Annotated in this window: 20 protein-coding genes; 2 read left to right on the forward strand and 18 right to left on the reverse strand. The window is 26.9% G+C overall.

Annotated elements, in window-relative coordinates; genetic code table 4:
* Window positions 1-2 precede the first annotated feature (2 nt).
* From SCLAR_RS04355 to SCLAR_RS04410, 12 genes are all read right to left on the reverse strand, one after another.
* Complete coding sequence (locus SCLAR_RS04355) at window positions 3-791, reverse strand: MurR/RpiR family transcriptional regulator (RefSeq protein WP_100254712.1); 789 nt, start codon at window positions 789-791, stop codon at window positions 3-5.
* Window positions 792-796: 5 nt separating this feature from the next.
* Window positions 797-1840, reverse strand: a complete 1044-nt coding sequence (locus SCLAR_RS04360) for a hypothetical protein (protein ID WP_100254713.1) — start codon at window positions 1838-1840, stop codon at window positions 797-799.
* Window positions 1840-2067, reverse strand: a complete 228-nt coding sequence (locus SCLAR_RS04365) for a hypothetical protein (protein ID WP_100254714.1) — start codon at window positions 2065-2067, stop codon at window positions 1840-1842. The genes SCLAR_RS04360 and SCLAR_RS04365 overlap by 1 nt, the downstream gene beginning before the upstream one ends.
* Before the next feature lie 47 nt (window positions 2068-2114).
* Window positions 2115-2384, reverse strand: a complete 270-nt coding sequence (yajC, locus tag SCLAR_RS04370; RefSeq protein WP_100254715.1) for a preprotein translocase subunit YajC — start codon at window positions 2382-2384, stop codon at window positions 2115-2117.
* A 48-nt stretch (window positions 2385-2432) separates the two neighbouring features.
* Entirely contained in the window at window positions 2433-3248 is an 816-nt protein-coding gene (locus SCLAR_RS04375) for a hypothetical protein (protein WP_100254716.1), read from the reverse strand.
* Window positions 3248-3661 carry a PTS sugar transporter subunit IIA gene (locus SCLAR_RS04380; RefSeq protein WP_100254717.1) on the reverse strand — a complete coding sequence of 138 codons (414 nt, stop codon included), beginning with the start codon at window positions 3659-3661 and terminating at the stop codon, window positions 3248-3250. The genes SCLAR_RS04375 and SCLAR_RS04380 overlap by 1 nt, the downstream gene beginning before the upstream one ends.
* Before the next feature lie 4 nt (window positions 3662-3665).
* Complete coding sequence (locus SCLAR_RS04385) at window positions 3666-4544, reverse strand: PTS system mannose/fructose/sorbose family transporter subunit IID (protein WP_100254718.1); 879 nt, start codon at window positions 4542-4544, stop codon at window positions 3666-3668.
* Window positions 4534-5340: a PTS sugar transporter subunit IIC gene (locus SCLAR_RS04390; RefSeq protein ID WP_100254719.1), complete on the reverse strand. Its 807-nt coding sequence runs from the start codon at window positions 5338-5340 to the stop codon at window positions 4534-4536. The genes SCLAR_RS04385 and SCLAR_RS04390 overlap by 11 nt, the downstream gene beginning before the upstream one ends.
* Window positions 5331-5834, reverse strand: coding sequence for a PTS sugar transporter subunit IIB (locus SCLAR_RS04395; RefSeq protein WP_100254720.1), 504 nt, complete (start codon window positions 5832-5834; stop codon window positions 5331-5333). Before SCLAR_RS04395 ends, SCLAR_RS04390 begins: the two co-directional genes overlap by 10 nt.
* Before the next feature lie 2 nt (window positions 5835-5836).
* A complete protein-coding gene (locus SCLAR_RS04400) occupies window positions 5837-6208 on the reverse strand; it encodes a hypothetical protein (protein WP_100254721.1) in 372 nt (123 codons plus the stop codon).
* Window positions 6209-6308: 100 nt separating this feature from the next.
* Complete coding sequence (locus tag SCLAR_RS04405) at window positions 6309-8081, reverse strand: glycoside hydrolase family 35 protein (RefSeq protein ID WP_100254722.1); 1773 nt, start codon at window positions 8079-8081, stop codon at window positions 6309-6311.
* Window positions 8074-8862, reverse strand: a complete 789-nt coding sequence (locus SCLAR_RS04410) for a MurR/RpiR family transcriptional regulator (RefSeq protein ID WP_100254723.1) — start codon at window positions 8860-8862, stop codon at window positions 8074-8076. Before SCLAR_RS04410 ends, SCLAR_RS04405 begins: the two co-directional genes overlap by 8 nt.
* Before the next feature lie 129 nt (window positions 8863-8991).
* Between SCLAR_RS04410 and SCLAR_RS04415 the strand changes: the two genes are divergently transcribed.
* Entirely contained in the window at window positions 8992-9411 is a 420-nt protein-coding gene (locus SCLAR_RS04415) for a hypothetical protein (RefSeq protein WP_100254724.1), read from the forward strand.
* Window positions 9412-9426: 15 nt separating this feature from the next.
* A complete protein-coding gene (locus tag SCLAR_RS04420; RefSeq protein ID WP_100254725.1) occupies window positions 9427-9804 on the forward strand; it encodes a hypothetical protein in 378 nt (125 codons plus the stop codon).
* Between the two features lie 285 nt (window positions 9805-10089).
* Here the strand turns inward: SCLAR_RS04420 and SCLAR_RS04425 are convergent, their stop codons facing one another.
* The 6 genes from SCLAR_RS04425 to SCLAR_RS04445 all read right to left on the reverse strand — a co-directional run bounded on the left by SCLAR_RS04425 (window position 10090) and on the right by SCLAR_RS04445 (window position 15429).
* The gene (locus SCLAR_RS04425; RefSeq protein WP_100254726.1) at window positions 10090-10554 is read right to left on the reverse strand and encodes a hypothetical protein; all 465 of its coding nucleotides are present in this window, start codon (window positions 10552-10554) and stop codon (window positions 10090-10092) included.
* Window positions 10544-11137: a hypothetical protein gene (locus SCLAR_RS04430; RefSeq protein ID WP_100254727.1), complete on the reverse strand. Its 594-nt coding sequence runs from the start codon at window positions 11135-11137 to the stop codon at window positions 10544-10546. Before SCLAR_RS04430 ends, SCLAR_RS04425 begins: the two co-directional genes overlap by 11 nt.
* A 238-nt stretch (window positions 11138-11375) precedes the next feature.
* Entirely contained in the window at window positions 11376-11951 is a 576-nt protein-coding gene (locus SCLAR_RS04435) for a hypothetical protein (RefSeq protein ID WP_100254728.1), read from the reverse strand.
* 124 nt (window positions 11952-12075) lie between these two features.
* Window positions 12076-14619: a Z1 domain-containing protein gene (locus SCLAR_RS04440; RefSeq protein WP_157795149.1), complete on the reverse strand. Its 2544-nt coding sequence runs from the start codon at window positions 14617-14619 to the stop codon at window positions 12076-12078.
* Window positions 14603-15106: a hypothetical protein gene (locus tag SCLAR_RS07065; protein WP_157795150.1), complete on the reverse strand. Its 504-nt coding sequence runs from the start codon at window positions 15104-15106 to the stop codon at window positions 14603-14605. The genes SCLAR_RS04440 and SCLAR_RS07065 overlap by 17 nt, the downstream gene beginning before the upstream one ends.
* A complete protein-coding gene (locus SCLAR_RS04445) occupies window positions 15091-15429 on the reverse strand; it encodes a hypothetical protein (RefSeq protein ID WP_100254730.1) in 339 nt (112 codons plus the stop codon). Before SCLAR_RS04445 ends, SCLAR_RS07065 begins: the two co-directional genes overlap by 16 nt.
* Between the last annotated feature and the right edge of the window lie 341 nt (window positions 15430-15770).

A 15770-nucleotide genomic window follows, 5' to 3' on the forward strand; every position in this document is an offset into this window, starting at 1 on the left:
ATTTAATTCGTCCTTTTTTCATTTTTTAATTTAATTTCAATAATGTTGTTGATAATTGCATATGCTAAAAATAACATTGCAAAAGAACTTTTTGAATGACTATTTTTATGTACTGCTTCATTTTGTGGGACATTAATGAAAATTGTGTCACTAATTTTATTATGTGAAATTAAAACTATTTCACATTGTTGATTTTTTATATTTGAAAAGATTGCTTCAATAGTTTCCCCAATCATTGAATGAGAAAAAATAAATACTAGATCTTCATGTTTTGCAATTTTTGATAATCGAATTTGGTTTGCATAATCTGAATCATATCTCACATTAAAACCCAATGCCGAAAGTTCACTACTAAAAATTTTAATAACATCCATGTTGGCTCCAATACCAAAAAGATAAATACAATCTTTAAAATTATCTAGTTTTGCAACAACTTCATCAATTGAATTAGCATTTTCTTTTGCTACTGCAGTGATCGAGTTTGTAATTGTTTTTGCATATAACAATAATTTGGATTTACTTGAGTTACTAACAATTGGAGTTGATGACATATTATATTCACGTTTAAGAGCTTCAATAAAATCTTTTCAACCACTGTAACCAAATTTTCGAGCAAATCTAGTTATTGAAGCTGGTGAAACATTTGCTTCTTTTGATAATGAAATGATTGAAATTTTATCAAGAACATTTAATTTTTCAAGTAGAATGTTTGCAATTGAAACATAAATACCATTCTCTGCTAAATCTAATTTGCAAGCAGATTTTATTTTTGATAATATTGAAAACTCCATAATATTTAAACCCTCAGTGTTCTAATTAAATTGCTTTTTGATTTAATTATTTTTTTTATTTGTGATTGTTTGCTGTCAACAATTTCTCATTTTAACTCTCCACCAAATTTATTCTTAAATTGTTTTAAGTTATAAATTGGATTTGCAACTTCTTCTTCAAAAGTACTATTATTAAATATAGTTTCAATTTGTGTTTCTAAATTTTCATCTTCATCAAAATACTTTTGGATTTCTTTTTTATTTAATATTAAAAAAGGTATTTTGAAATTTTTTTGATAATCTAGACTTGAATTTTCAAGTCAAATCAACAACATATTTTTATTGTCATCTTCATTTTTTAATTCTTTTATTTTGGTTTGTGTCAATACATCATCATACTTTCTTTCACCAAGTTGATCTTGGTTTCAAGAAATGTCATTCGAACTGTTGTTTATACTTAATCTTTTAGAAGCAAGTTCAAATGGATTTCTTGGTTTTTCAACATTATTGAAGCCAAAAGTATAACTTATTTTTAACAATTCACTGTCATCAATTTCATTTTTTAATGGCAAAAAAATTATGTCATCTAAACTTACTTGATGAAAAATTAAATACTCTGCTATTGCTAAATATACATCTTCATATTGTTTTTTATTATCAACATCTTTAATTCTAATGTCGATGCTATAAATTATTTCTTTCATAAACAAGTAGATATTTTTGTATTCACATTTAGAATAATAAACTGGGACTACTGAATTATCTTCTACATTTAAAACCAACAGCACAAATGAATCGTATTGCGATTTAAGATTGGAAAATAACTTTCAATCATAATTGTTAAATCAACTAGATTGATATGCTTTACCATCACAATATTTTAAAACTTCACTTAATTTTTTTACATCAAGTTCAGCAAACAATTCAGCAGCTCTATCTCTTTGTTGTTCTAAAAATGGCATCATTCCAGCTCTTTTTGTTCTTTTCTTTTTTTGATCAAACAGTAATCAAGCAATAACAACTAAACAAATTGTGGCAAATAATGTATAGCCAGTAATTTTTAAAATCATTAGAGTTTAATATCTCCAAAGTTAATAAATAATCCTGCTGCAATTATCAAAATTGGAATGAAGAACAAAAAATAATTAATGTTTTTACTTACAAAAGTTTGAGGTTTGCTTTTCCCTGTTAACAACTCTCTTTTAGATTTTGAAACATATAAAGCAAGTTTAACAATTGTCACTATAATTAGTGCCAATGATCCAAGACCTATTAACACTCATCCTAATATTTCCATGCTAATCACCTTTAATCTTTCTCTTATCTTCAGACTTCATTTTGACTTTACCCATAAATTGAGTTTCGGTCAACAACAATTACTACATTTTCTGCAATCTTTAAGTGCATTAAATACTTATCAAATTTCACAATTTCTCCGTAGATTCCACCCATTATTATGACTTTCGAACCTACTTTAATGGTATTTACCAGTTCACTGTGCTTTGTTTGTGCTTTTTTATTTGTTTTTCTTCTAAAAAATGGTAGCACAAATGCTAAATATAAAACAACAAAAGACATTAAACCAATAACTATTCAGTAAACATACTCTGGCATTATCTTACCTCCAAAAAATGAAACCCTATTTTTGGATTTCACTTTCAACTACAGTGAGTCTTCATTTACAAATATTATATCACCTTGATCGTCAATAGAAATTATTAGATTAATCATTTGACTATCTCAAATATTTATCGATCAATCATTTAATTTAAGACTAATATTTAATTCTTTCAATCCTGATGTTTTTAAATCAAAAGTCATTTGATTATCAATGACATTATTGTTTTTAGTCAAAATCTCAAATGAGTAATCAACTCCCCTTAAGGGGTTGTTGATTTCATAAGGTTTATTTCCTAAAATACTGTTTGTCATATTTGTAAACATAATTGCTAGTTCTTCACCTGAAACTTTTTCTAGGTTTCTAATTCCTTTATTGAAATCACTAAATTTTAATTTGTTTAATTCAGCAAAATAATCATTAATGCTTAAAAAATTAATTTTAATTTTTTCAATTTTTACATCAATACTATTGCTCACAGCTGTAATAAATGATGGCACTCATGCCTTTATTGTAAAGTTATTTTCTCCATCATGGTTTAAATCAACCTCAGTGTTATCTTTTGGTAAAACTTGACTATTAGCTTCAATTAATACTGTTAAATCAAAGTCATTAATAGTAATTGAATTTGCTTTCAAGTAATTTAAAATTACATTTTTAACATCACTATACATTGTGGTGGCTGTTGGACCTGTCTCACTTTTTAATCAATTAATGATTGTTGGGACAAAGTCACTTTCTGTAAACTTACTTAAATCACTTGGGGTTCGGATTTCTTCTCCAAAGTGACATGATACTACAGTTGTTGGTGCTGTGATTGTGATCCCAAAGATCCCAAAATAAGTTAATAATTTTTTCATTATTCACCTCTTATAAAACTAGAATCAAACATTTCCATGTTTTCTCTTGATTGCTCAATTGATTCTCTAATAATTTTTTTTATTTTTTCAATCTCATTACATTCGTTACCAATTTTAAAGTATATATCTAATAACAATGGTAAATTTATTCCAGCAATTAAAACTGAATTGTTATTTTGGTGGTGAAGTTTTTCTAAAAAAACCTTCATTGGAGTTCCTCCAATGATATCTGCTAAAATTATTCAATTATCTTGATTAATTTTATTTGCAACTAGCTTGGCAAAAACATCAAATTCCATGTCTTTGGTTAAAGCTAAACTTTCAAGCACTCCAATTTCCCCAGTTAACATTTCAAAAACATCAATTAAACCTTCACAAAACTTACCATGTCCTGTTAATAAAATTTTGTACATCTTACTAAGCAGGAGTAATGAACCCAACTGTTGCTCCAACAATAGCTACTACAAAAGTAAACATAATGACTTTAATAACCGATCATTTGGCTTTACTGATCAAAGCTACATATGTTGAAATTGCAGTTACAGGTAGTAAATTTGGGGCCACATTATCTAAAATCTCTTTAATACTATTTGATTTTTGACCACTACCTACTGCTTGAGTTCAAGAAATATCTAAGTTAAATTTTACGAATGTTAATGAGAGACCAACAATTACAGTAATACCAATAATTGAAGCCATTAATGAAATAGTTTTCATAGTTTGTGCTAGATCATCAACAATTTTTTCACCCATTTTTAAACCTAATAAGGTTACTGAAAGCATAACAGCAAAGAAGTAAAGTGATAAAGCTACCACTGATAGAATTGCTCCAAAAGCACTTCCATTTTGAGAAAATTGTACCCCAATAATGGTAAACACTGGAACCATAGTAAATGAATACAATGTGTCTCCAATTCCGGCCAATGGCCCCATTAGTGAGAGTTTAACCATAATAGCTTCTTTAGTTGAAGCTCCGGCTTCCAGCATTTTAATGTGCAAGGCAATGATTAGTGGTGTTCATGAATTATTACAGTTAAAGAAAGTTGAATTTTCAATAAGTTCATGATTTAACCTAGCTGGATCATTTTTAAAGATTTGTTTTAGTGCAGGATAAAGGATAAAACCATAGCCAATTCCTTGCATTGTTGCATAGTTAAATGCATTTGCTAATGTAAATCAAGTTAAAGCAATTATTTTTGCTACAATTGATTTACTAGTTTTACCAGGATTTGCTGAAGTACCATCTTGGTACATCTCTACAGTATCAACTGATTCAATTTGACTACTAGATACCATTAACTACACCTCCATTTATATTGTTATTTGAAAAATCTTTAATTTTTTCATCAAAATAATTTTTGTTGTTTTTTTCAACAAGTAGAATAATTGCAGCAACAATTACTCCTAAAATTACTAGTGGAATTGATCCTAATCCTAAGTATGATGTACCAAAGTAGCCCAATAAAGCAAAGGGAATGTAACTCTTTTTCATCATAATACTTAAAATAATTGCAAATCCAACTCCAGGTAGTAAGTTACCACTAACTTTAAAAACATTCATCAATCATTGTGGTAAACTTTGAATTGCTTCATTAATACCATCAAGTGAGTAACAAGCAGCAAAGCCAATAGAAACCCCCAAAATAAATAAGACAAATAAAGTTGAATTGGCAAGGAAGTAATATCCTAATTTATTCTTTGCTCTAATTGCTGGTTCAACAATTTTTGAAGTTGGTGCCATAATTGAAAATATGAAGGTATTCATAAAAGCAATGAAAACAGCCAATGGGAAAGTAAGTGATAAAGCCACTTGAATATCCATTCCTAAAGTAACCACTCAAATTACTCCAAAAATTGCTGGTGCTGCGTTTGATGGTGGATTAGCTCCACCTGCTCTACCAAATCCTAGATAAGCTAAATCAAATGTTCCTCCAGCAATTAATCCCAATTCAACATTTCCCAAGATTAAACCAATTACTAATCCTGAAAACATAGGTTTAAGCATACCCATTAATGGTGTAAAAATAGGTCCTGAAATTATAAAGCCACTTCAGATAGCAATCCCTAGGGCTTGACCAAAATTTATATCCATTTATTAAGTATCCCTTCTCAATCCAGAGGGCTATCTGTGACATCTGTGCTTAAACCATAATTTGAGAATTTAACATTTTTCTCTTTATACATTTGTGCTAACATTTTAGACTCCTCTTCTGAAAGATTTATAAATCGATTCAGTTTTTTTCGACCACTAGAACTGTGAATATTGCCAATGTTGATTTGAGTGAGTGGGACACCTCCCATTACCAAGTCATAGGCATCTTTCACATTTCCAATGATAATAATGATTTTTTGTTCAGGACTTGCTTTTCAAATAAGATCAATTGTTTGTCGCACTGTAAAGAATCTTAACCCAATGTCACTTGAGATACACACCTTCATTAAATTTTGTTGGATTTTATCAGTGGCTGCGGCATCATTACACACAATTACCAAATTAGCATTAAGTTTTTTAACAAACATAGTAGCTTGTCCATGCAATAACCTTTGGTCAATTCTTGAAGCAACAATATTAATTTTATTCTCCATAATTAATCCCTCTCTTCTGTTTTAGTTTGTTTTTTGGTTGTAAACTTTTTGTTAGTTAACAAGTACCACATTGAAATATCTACAGTTAGTAACATTCCACCAATCATTGCTAGATAACCATTAATCAAAATAGTGGCTGTCAGACATAAAACTATTGCTGTGGGAATGGCAAATTTTTGTAGTGCTTCTTTTGCAAGACAAATTTCAATAACTAATCAAGCTACTAACATTATGACAAGTCCAACATAATAAGTTGATATGTTTCCATAAAACTGACCATTTAAATAACCATATTTAACCATGACAAATCCAAATAGTAAGGTAAAGAACAAGACAGCAATACTATAACGCCAGTATTTTATTATTTTATTCATTTAATCTCTTTTTCCTCCAATCCATTTTTATTATATAGTGATAAAAAAAATCACAACTTCTTAGTTGTGAAATGTTTTTGCTCTTATGAAAAAATTTTAATTACAAACTTTCTTTATTGGAAAATAGGAGTTCACTAATGCCCACACAATCTGTTTCAAAGATTAGTACTTTATTAGATTTTGCTTTGAACAGGTACTTTGGAACATACAAATTTTTTTGGGGACCAATTTTTCAATACCTTCCTAAATTAAAGTCATTGACAAAAATTTGACCTTTGTGATATTTTGAAGTGTCTATGAATGTGTCTTGAAAAATGTTAGTATCACTTAAGTTGAAAATATTTAATATGGGAGAACCTTGATAAGTAAAGGTTTCAAAAAAATTATGATTGTATAAATCTGCAATATTTTCAAAATCCAAAACATAATGTTCTCAGTTAATAAGAATTATCTTGTCTAAAGTAACATTGTCCACAATGCCTTTCTTTTGCATATGAATATAGGGACCATAATTTACTCTTCCTAGATTTTCTACCATAACAATGATTTCATTTTCTCCAGTCACAATTGGGATGGTAACCCCATTTTTGATGTTTTCATTTTCAATAATGGCAGTCAAAACTTTATTCACATAAATATGTACCCTATCATTTGTATCAAATAACTCTAGTTTGCCTTCAAAATTGTAAGTTGAGGTAAAAATATTCTTATAAACAATGTATCCATAGTTTTGATTAAGCTTCTCCATATTTTGTGGATACTTATTTCAGACTTTCTTTCTACAAACAGTTTCTAGATTGTCTAGTAAAGAATATTTTTTTGGGTTTGAAAAACTCCCACTAAAATTTTGATTTAATTCAACACTTAGAGTTTTTTTAACAGGAGTTTGCAAGTATTTTTTAATTGCATTTTGAAAAGCAAAAAATTTAGTCCTCCTTTCACCCGCTTCACTCAATGGGGCATCATAATCATATGATGTTACTCTTGGTAAAAGTTTATCTTTGAAATTTGAACCATTTCAAAACCCAAAGTTTGTGCCTCCATGAAACATATATAAATTAACACTCCCCAGCTTTAATGCAGCTTCTAATTCTGTGGTGGCTTCGGCAGCTGCTCTGGTGTTATGTTTTTTATCACCCCAACAATCAAACCAACCATCTCAAAATTCCATACACATTAATAAATCTTTATTTTTAGTAAACTCTAGTTGATTTTTAAATCTTTCTGGTGCATTAGAACCAAAATTACCTGTTGGTAATGCTAAATTTGGAATTGCTCCTTGCTGCATTAAATTATCTCATGGGCCATCTGCTGTAAATAAGTTATAATCCAATCCATATTTAACCATAATGTTGTAGATTTTAAGCAGATATTCTTTATCATATGAAAATGATCCATACTCATTTTCAACTTGTAACATAATTATGTTGCCCCCATTTTTACCTAAATGTTGACCAACAATTGGTGCAATTTTCTTATAGAAATTGTCAACTTTTTGCAAAAAAATAGCACAATCACTTCGCAGTCTTAGGTTATCATACTTTAAGAGTCAGCCAGGAAAACCACCAAATTCTCATTCAGCACATATGTAAGGTGAAAGTCTTAAAATGATATTTAACTGATGTTTTGTGCATAATTCTAAAAAGTGATTTAAATCAGCAATTCCTTCAAAACAAAAATTACCTTCATATGGTTCATGCAAATTTCAGGGCACATAAGTTTCAATTGTATTACAACCCATTTCAATAAGTTTGATAATTCTGTCTTCTCAATACTCAGGCACAACTCTAAAATAGTGAATTGCCCCAGAAACAATTTTGGTTTTGGTATTATTGATATAAAATCCATCTTTAATTTCTAATTTCTTAGACATTGAGTTTTTCTCCTCCCATTAGTGCTATAATAGTTTTCAAGACCAAAATAACAAAAGCCAATTTAGCTACTTTATTTTTCCCTGAGATTGCTAGTAAATTTAATCAATAAATATTTGGTTCAAAAATTCGGGAATTAAAAGTTAACATACAGATTTTATTTGTTTTTGCTTGAACATTTTTTAAGATTTCTAAAAATTCATTGCCAATCATAGCATCATCCACAAAAAATGCCACATCATTTTTTGAAATATTTTTAGAATAATGGACTTGGTTATCTAAATCTGATGAAAAGATAATGGTTTTATCTTCTCACATCAAATCATTTTTAAATATTTGCAACAGTTGGGCATATTCTCCAGTTCCAAAAAGAAAGACAACTTTATTTTGTTTAAGAACTGAAGCAATATTACAAATTGATTTACAATCACTTCTATTAGCAGTTCAAAGCTTTGAAACAAAGAGTTTTTCAACCTCTGGGAGTTTGTGTGAAATGTTTGAAACATTTTCAACAATCTCTGAGCGATAATTTTTTGTTTGTAAATCTCTTTCTCAAACCAAACTAAATGCTAGTTCTTTAAAGCCACTTGCACCAAGCATTTGAGAAAATCGGGTTACAGATGAAGTTGAAACTTGTGCTGTTTTGGCAATTGTGCTAACTTTAAGTTCACCAATTCTTGGCAGATTTAATAAGACAGCTCCAGCAATACTTTTGTAAACTGGGTTTTGGCCATTTTTTTTAATTTCTTCAATCTTGTAAAGTAGAGATACTTTTTCATCCATTATTTTTCACCCCTCTTATAAATATTATTATATATTAATTCGCTTTTATGTACTTTTATCAGGAATAAATGCCTTATTTTGAAATTATTTTAAGCCTGTATTTATCTATAATGAGAAAAAGGAGTAAAAATGACTAATACAAAGAAGAAAAAAGTTTTGGTATTAATTAATGATAGTTTTTTAGAATTAAAAAAATCATTAATTAGCAGATTTGAGAAAAGTAAAGATCAACTGGATGTAATTCATCTTGATAATATCTCAACTGATTTAGTTGAAAATGTAAAAAATTATATCAAAGAATTTAAAAGTAATAATTGTGAGTTTGGATTTGTTCTGTGAATCACAGGGATTGCTTTTACCAATTTATTGGCAAAAGCACTAAAAAATAATGTAACTTTTAATACTTCATGTCAATATTATTATGAAGACTACCAAAATAACATTGGTCCCATTGAAATCCTAGTTTTAGGTTCAAGTACTCTTGGTGACAAAAATATTAAATTACTAACAGAATTACATATTAAATCCATAATAGATAATAAAAAATAGAAGGACAGGAAATTTATGATTTACTTATATTGCAGTGAAAAAAAGTATTATAATAAACTAAATAAAAAAATCAACATTTGTCATGTTGATAAGGTTGAAAATATTTTAGCAAAATTTAATCCCAGTCAAGATAGATTAATTATTGTTGGGAAAAGGTTACACCAAATAGTTAGAGAAATTACCCAGCTCACTGGATTTGTTGTCATACAATATTTTTCAGATATTGACTGATTAGAAACAATCAAAACCAATGGTGCCAACACTTTAGCACTTGATACTATCCTTCACAGTTTTGATGTAGTTGAATGGGTAATTTCAAAATGAATTAATGTTCCAGATTATGAAAAGGATAATTATCATGATGAATATGTTGTTGCACTTAGAACTTGATAAAATCAAGGAAATTTAATAAAATTATTGCATGGTTCTTGGGAAAGATAATTTTACTTTTCAAGTTTAGCAAGTAACATTTTTTATTTCCTGAATCTTTTCTTATCGCCAAAATTTTTAAAATTTTCAATTTCATTTGGTTGATTAAAGTGAAAAGTGCTTTTCTATTTTACTTAATAAATTTATATAAACTTAATTTCCCTGCATCTTTACAACCAAAAAAATCAATTTTCATATAAATATAATAATTTAAGAGAAATTATCTAAAACTACATAATTTGTTTTAATCTATAGTCTAACCCAAGAAATAATTACAATAATAATCATAATTGCAATTCATAATATTTCACTTCATATTATTAAATTTGAATACTTATTCTTTCGTCTTATAATTCTGATTGCTAGATTACTTTGAAATCTAAATTGATCTATAAAATTATCTTCATTAATTGGTTCTCTTTCTTGTGAGAATAAGTTAAAATTTTTATTTTTTTCATAGTTTTCATTTTTTTCAACCACTTTACGCAAAGGTAAGATGCCAATCAATAAAAATATTATAGGAAATAATGTAAAAAATAATAATATCAGTATCTCTATTTTACTAAATTGAAAAAAATTATTTATAGCTATCAGTATAAAAGAATTAGCTGAAATAATTGATGCACCTAGAATATTTAGCTTACTTTCCATATATCTCTGTTCAGCCTTTAAAAAATCAAATTCCTTTAAAACTATTTCTTCTTTACAAATCAATTTTCTCCACCGTCTTTTTCTTTGATTTAGTTGTGGTAAACTTTTTCAAATTTTCTCCTTTTAATTGTTTGAAAAATTCAATGCCTAAACCTATATATTTATTTTTCTTATCCTTTTTGTTTTTAAATGGCATAGTATTACAAATTTTTGTTGAAAATGAAACTGCTTTACCTACATATAAAGTATTATTGAAAATATTTTTTAAATTTTCAACTTTCTTGTGATAAACTTTACCCGTATCAACACCAATTCCTACCATAAATTTATGCTGACTATACTCTTCAACATAATACTCAATTATACTTTTAATTTCAAAAACTATTTTGACAACATTTTCAAAAGAATCATCTCTATTATTTTTATCAACATCAATAACAAAAATAATGCCATCTCCTGAATATATACACTTGTCAACATAATTTTCATTAACTCCTCTCATAGCATCATAAACCTTAGAAATGAAACCTGAAATTATATCTGCTGTTTCTTCAAGATCACCAACAACATTATGTAGGTTTGTTGAATTCCTTATGTCCACACAAACACTAATAACTTCTGACTTGTTTTTATTTTGATTTTCCATAATATCTCCTCATTTTATTCTTTGTTAAATGGACAAATTTCATGACTAATTTTGGTAAATTTCAAGAGTTAAATTTATTCACCCATAATAATTTGCACTTTATTCAAAAGTACTGTGAGATAGCATTTATTAACTAAAAATTTTTAAGATACTGATAACAAGCTAATCTATTTTTATAGTATAAACTAAACTTCCAATCCACTAACTTAAACTTTAGCTTCTAAGTAAGTTATATATTTTACGTCAATTTTTTGCTATTTTTAATATGTTTTAATATAGCTTTTCATTTTTCACTTAAATAAAATTTTCTACCACTAATATATATAAAAAACATATTGTTAAAGTAATTATATATTTCTATAAATGAGAAGTTGTCTATTCCCTTAATTTTTAAACTATTAAGGTCAACAAACCTATATGAATATCCTGGTCCAACTTCCCCACTCCTAAATTTTATTGGAATATCATACTCCAACATTCTTTTTAAATTTATTTTAACTTTTTCATATAATTTAAAGTAAATTTTTAAAATTACTTCTATTCCCAACCTATTATTTTTTGTCAATGAGTCATCACATAGATATTTGAACTCTCCAATTAAGTATTCAATAACTTCACAGTAATTCTGACCTAATGGTTTACCAATTCAAATTTTTGTGTTAATAATTTCTTGTTGATCTGCAATAATTCTTTTAATTACTTTATTACTAAAATCATTCTTATTCTTATAAATTGGAATTACAATATAACTTATCAAAAAAATTAGTAAAGATAATGAAATAGATGCTATTGAAATGATGATTGATAAATTCATAAAAACTAACTCTCCTATTAAATTTCACTCTCACAAAAAATTTTTATGCTTATTCTCTATAATTAAAATTTATGTCAACTTTGATCACTTTCTAAAAATTATGTATTTAATAACCATATAAACATTAATTATCCTCTTCTTTATCTATAAATGCACCTGTGGTTGTATTTAAATATATACTTTTTGAGTTAATTGCAATTTCTTTTTCATCAGGATTGTAAAATGCAATTGCTACAACTGGTTCCTCAATGGCATTGCTTTCAGAGTTCTCATTAATTCTGAATTTATTTATAGTAATAAACAAGACTGGATTAGTTATCTCTAATAGTCTACTTTTTGTATTATTAATCTTACCAATTTTGTTAAAATTATAATTTTCAATATCAGTTGTTAGCACAGTCTTTATGTGGGCAACTTCTTTGTTATTTAATTGTATCCATTTAAAGTCCTTACTACTTAAGTTAACAGAAACATCTTCATTTAATGCCAGAGAACCATATATTGATTTACCTATATTTTTAATAACTACATCTCATTCTCTATTGCTTTGTTCAAAGTAAATTTTATGGTTTTCAATTTTTTCTTTGCTTTTTTCTTCAAAATTAAAATCATCAAGAAACTCTTTAACATATTTGTACAGAATTTTTCTAGCAACATAATTTTGATTAGTTTTTTCAAATTTTAACTTTAATGTTAATTTTTTTAAAGACTCAATATTTTCTTGCAAAATTTTAGACTCCATCTGATAATTGTATATTTGATTTCTACCAGTTTTACTTCATTTATCATATAGTTTTTCAGCACCCTTCATTTTATTTCTGCTTGTAGGTAGCAATGATTCTGATGCTGAAATTTTAATGATAAATTCCTCAGCTGTTAATCCGTCTCTCCCTTGCACTTGAACATCTCTCTTAAAATCTTCATAAGTTTCAAACATCTCACAAAAATTATCTCATGCTGTTTGAGTTGTATATAAAGTTGTATAATTAATATAATTATCTCTATAACCAAACCAACGACACATCTGCATTGCAGTATCAAAATTATTTGTATTTCTATAAAAAACTGTTGTAAACAGTCCAGGGATTGTTAAACCTCTGGATAACTTATAACCACCTATTACAATTAAGATTTTATCTTTATTTGTTTCTAAGGAGTTTTCATCAAATAATCTATCAGAATTTTTGCTTTTGCTATTTTTATTGATTACTTCAACTTGACAATTTAATGCTGCTTGTTTATATAAATATCAAAATTCCTCATGACAAATATTGGCATATTCATCATATAAATACTTGTAATCTTTTTTTAGCAACTCTTCTAAATCATTTTTGTATAATTCTTTAAATCTATTTAAAGATGTAACTATTGAGGTTATAATATTGGAAAACTCTTTTTTCAATAACTCTTGACTAATATTTTTTATATCAATATTAACTAACATAGTTTTAAAATTCTCAATTTTAACATTTTCTCTAATTTCTTGATATTTAAAAATTGCCACACTAGTTAAAAAGATTTTAACAATTGTTTTGAAATCAGTATCATTGCTAATTTCATAATTATTATTTTTTTTATAATCAAATAATTTTTCTTCATCCAAAAACTTAACATTATTAACTTCTGAATCCAATTCCTTGTATTTTTCAAATCCAGTGTAGCTTACTCCAGGAGATAATAAACTTATAAAACTATCTGGAAATAAAGTCTCATCCATATGAGTCCTGTTTTTGTTTGTTAATAAATTTGCAAAAGGAGTTGCAGTGTAAGAAATTAATGCAACTTTTTTAAACTGTTTCAATAATTCTATTACTAATTGATTTGTTTTTGACACCTCTTCAGTTTTTGAAGGGGAATTATCCTGAGATGCCAGATCAGCCTCATCATCAATTAACAAAATTTTTGAATTCATTTTTTTTGCAATTGTACTTTCCTTATTATTCTTCAAAGAGTTTTTTACATCTTCATTATATCCATTATAAATTTCATTGATTACCTTTAATTTATTTGCTGTTTTTTTGATAATCCAATATGTTTTTTTAGTTTCATTCATTTTATATGCAATAAGCGAACCAATATTAACATCTTTGTCCAATGTTTGGTTGACTATGCCATAGTCACTCATACTAATAAGAGTTTCAACATCATTTGGATCTATGCCTATACTTTCATTAATTCTAAATCCTGTTTGATTACGCAAATCTTCAATTAAGCCAGATAAAACGATTACAGTTTCATAGCCAATGTCAAATGCACCTAAAATTAATGAAATCATTGAACTTGTTTTTCCAGATTGAATATCACCAATAACTAAGCCTTTTATACAAAATTCACTAACTTCATCCTTTACATTAATTTTTTCTAAAATGCTCAATGTTTCTGATTCCAAGTTTTGTAAGTCCACATCTGACCTATCTAACTTTTCAAGGTACTTGTACATCAATGATAGTTCATCCCTTAAAACAGGTTGAAATTTAACAATTTTCTTTGAATCATTTTCAAAATTAAAAATATTAGTACTTGAAGTAATATTAATATCACCTTGAACTATTGATTCTGCAACTTTATACTTTTTTGCCAAAGCTTTTATAATATCTTCATCATTATCAAAAACCTTGGTCTTCTTTAATTTTAAATAATCTTTATAAATGCTATTTTCCATTTTCATTTCTTCTCTCTCTATATTGTAAAAAATCACTTTTAACAACAAAATATTCTGTTGATAAGATAGTGTCAATATTTCTAGTTCCCTGACTTTGTAATAGGAAGATAATTTCATCAAGTGAAATTTTTGAATTTTTTCAGATTTTTATTTTGAAACCTTTTGAACTAATTATTCCATAAATTTCAAAATCAAAATCATGTCTTTGCAAATAATAGACTAGAGCAAATTTATCAACTCCATGACTTATCAATAATTTACTATCAACAATTGCTGCAAACCTACAACATTCAATGATCTCATTTACAAACTCTTCTATAGAACCTAGCAAAAAATCAAATTTATTTGTATTTTCATCTGTTATATAATTTTCATCAAGAACAATAATTTTTTTATTAATGATTAAATCATTGATTTTTTCATTAATCCTATTTATTGGTAAAGTATCTTTAAATTGTTCAAAAAAAGAAGCAAAACTTATAGCATTTTTCAAAATTCTGTTTTAAAGAAACTATCTATATCACTTTCATTATTTACTTTAATAATTCTTTGAACTGTAATGCCTTTGAATTTTACATCAATTTTTGCAAAACCTAATACTATATACCTATCTCCAGGATTAATGGTATTTCTAGTTTTATCTAACTCTAGTCCAAGTTCATCAAAAGCTTGAAACATTACCATTAAGTCCTTTTGTTCTTTTTCTATTCCAATATTATTAGTTCATAATGTTGCGCTAACATAGTAAGTGTTAGCTTGCGATTTCTTTAATTCACTAATATTGGTGATATATCCAATTCCAATAAACAAATTCATTGCTATTCCTCATACTTTCTATAATAACCTACAGATAAATTTTAACTCAAAATTGAGATTGTTTCAGAACTTTTTAAAGAAAATAAATTTTTTTGATTTGTTTTAAAAATTTTACTTGGTATTAGATAGTTATTTAACTTCCTCCTATTAAAATTTAAATTTATAAATTTCGTTATGTAAACAGATCAAGAAAATAGTTTAAGTTTTTTAAATGCAATTGGTTTGCCTGTTGCTATTTGTAATTAACACCACAACTCTACTCTCTCATTTCAATTAATTAACTTCATATCACTTGTGTTTGTTTTAATATTAACTAAAACTGAAATAGTTTCAGTTATTTT

This window comes from Spiroplasma clarkii (genome assembly GCF_002795265.1).
Classification (GTDB): Bacteria; Bacillota_I; Bacilli_A; order Mycoplasmatales; family Mycoplasmataceae; genus Spiroplasma_A; species Spiroplasma_A clarkii.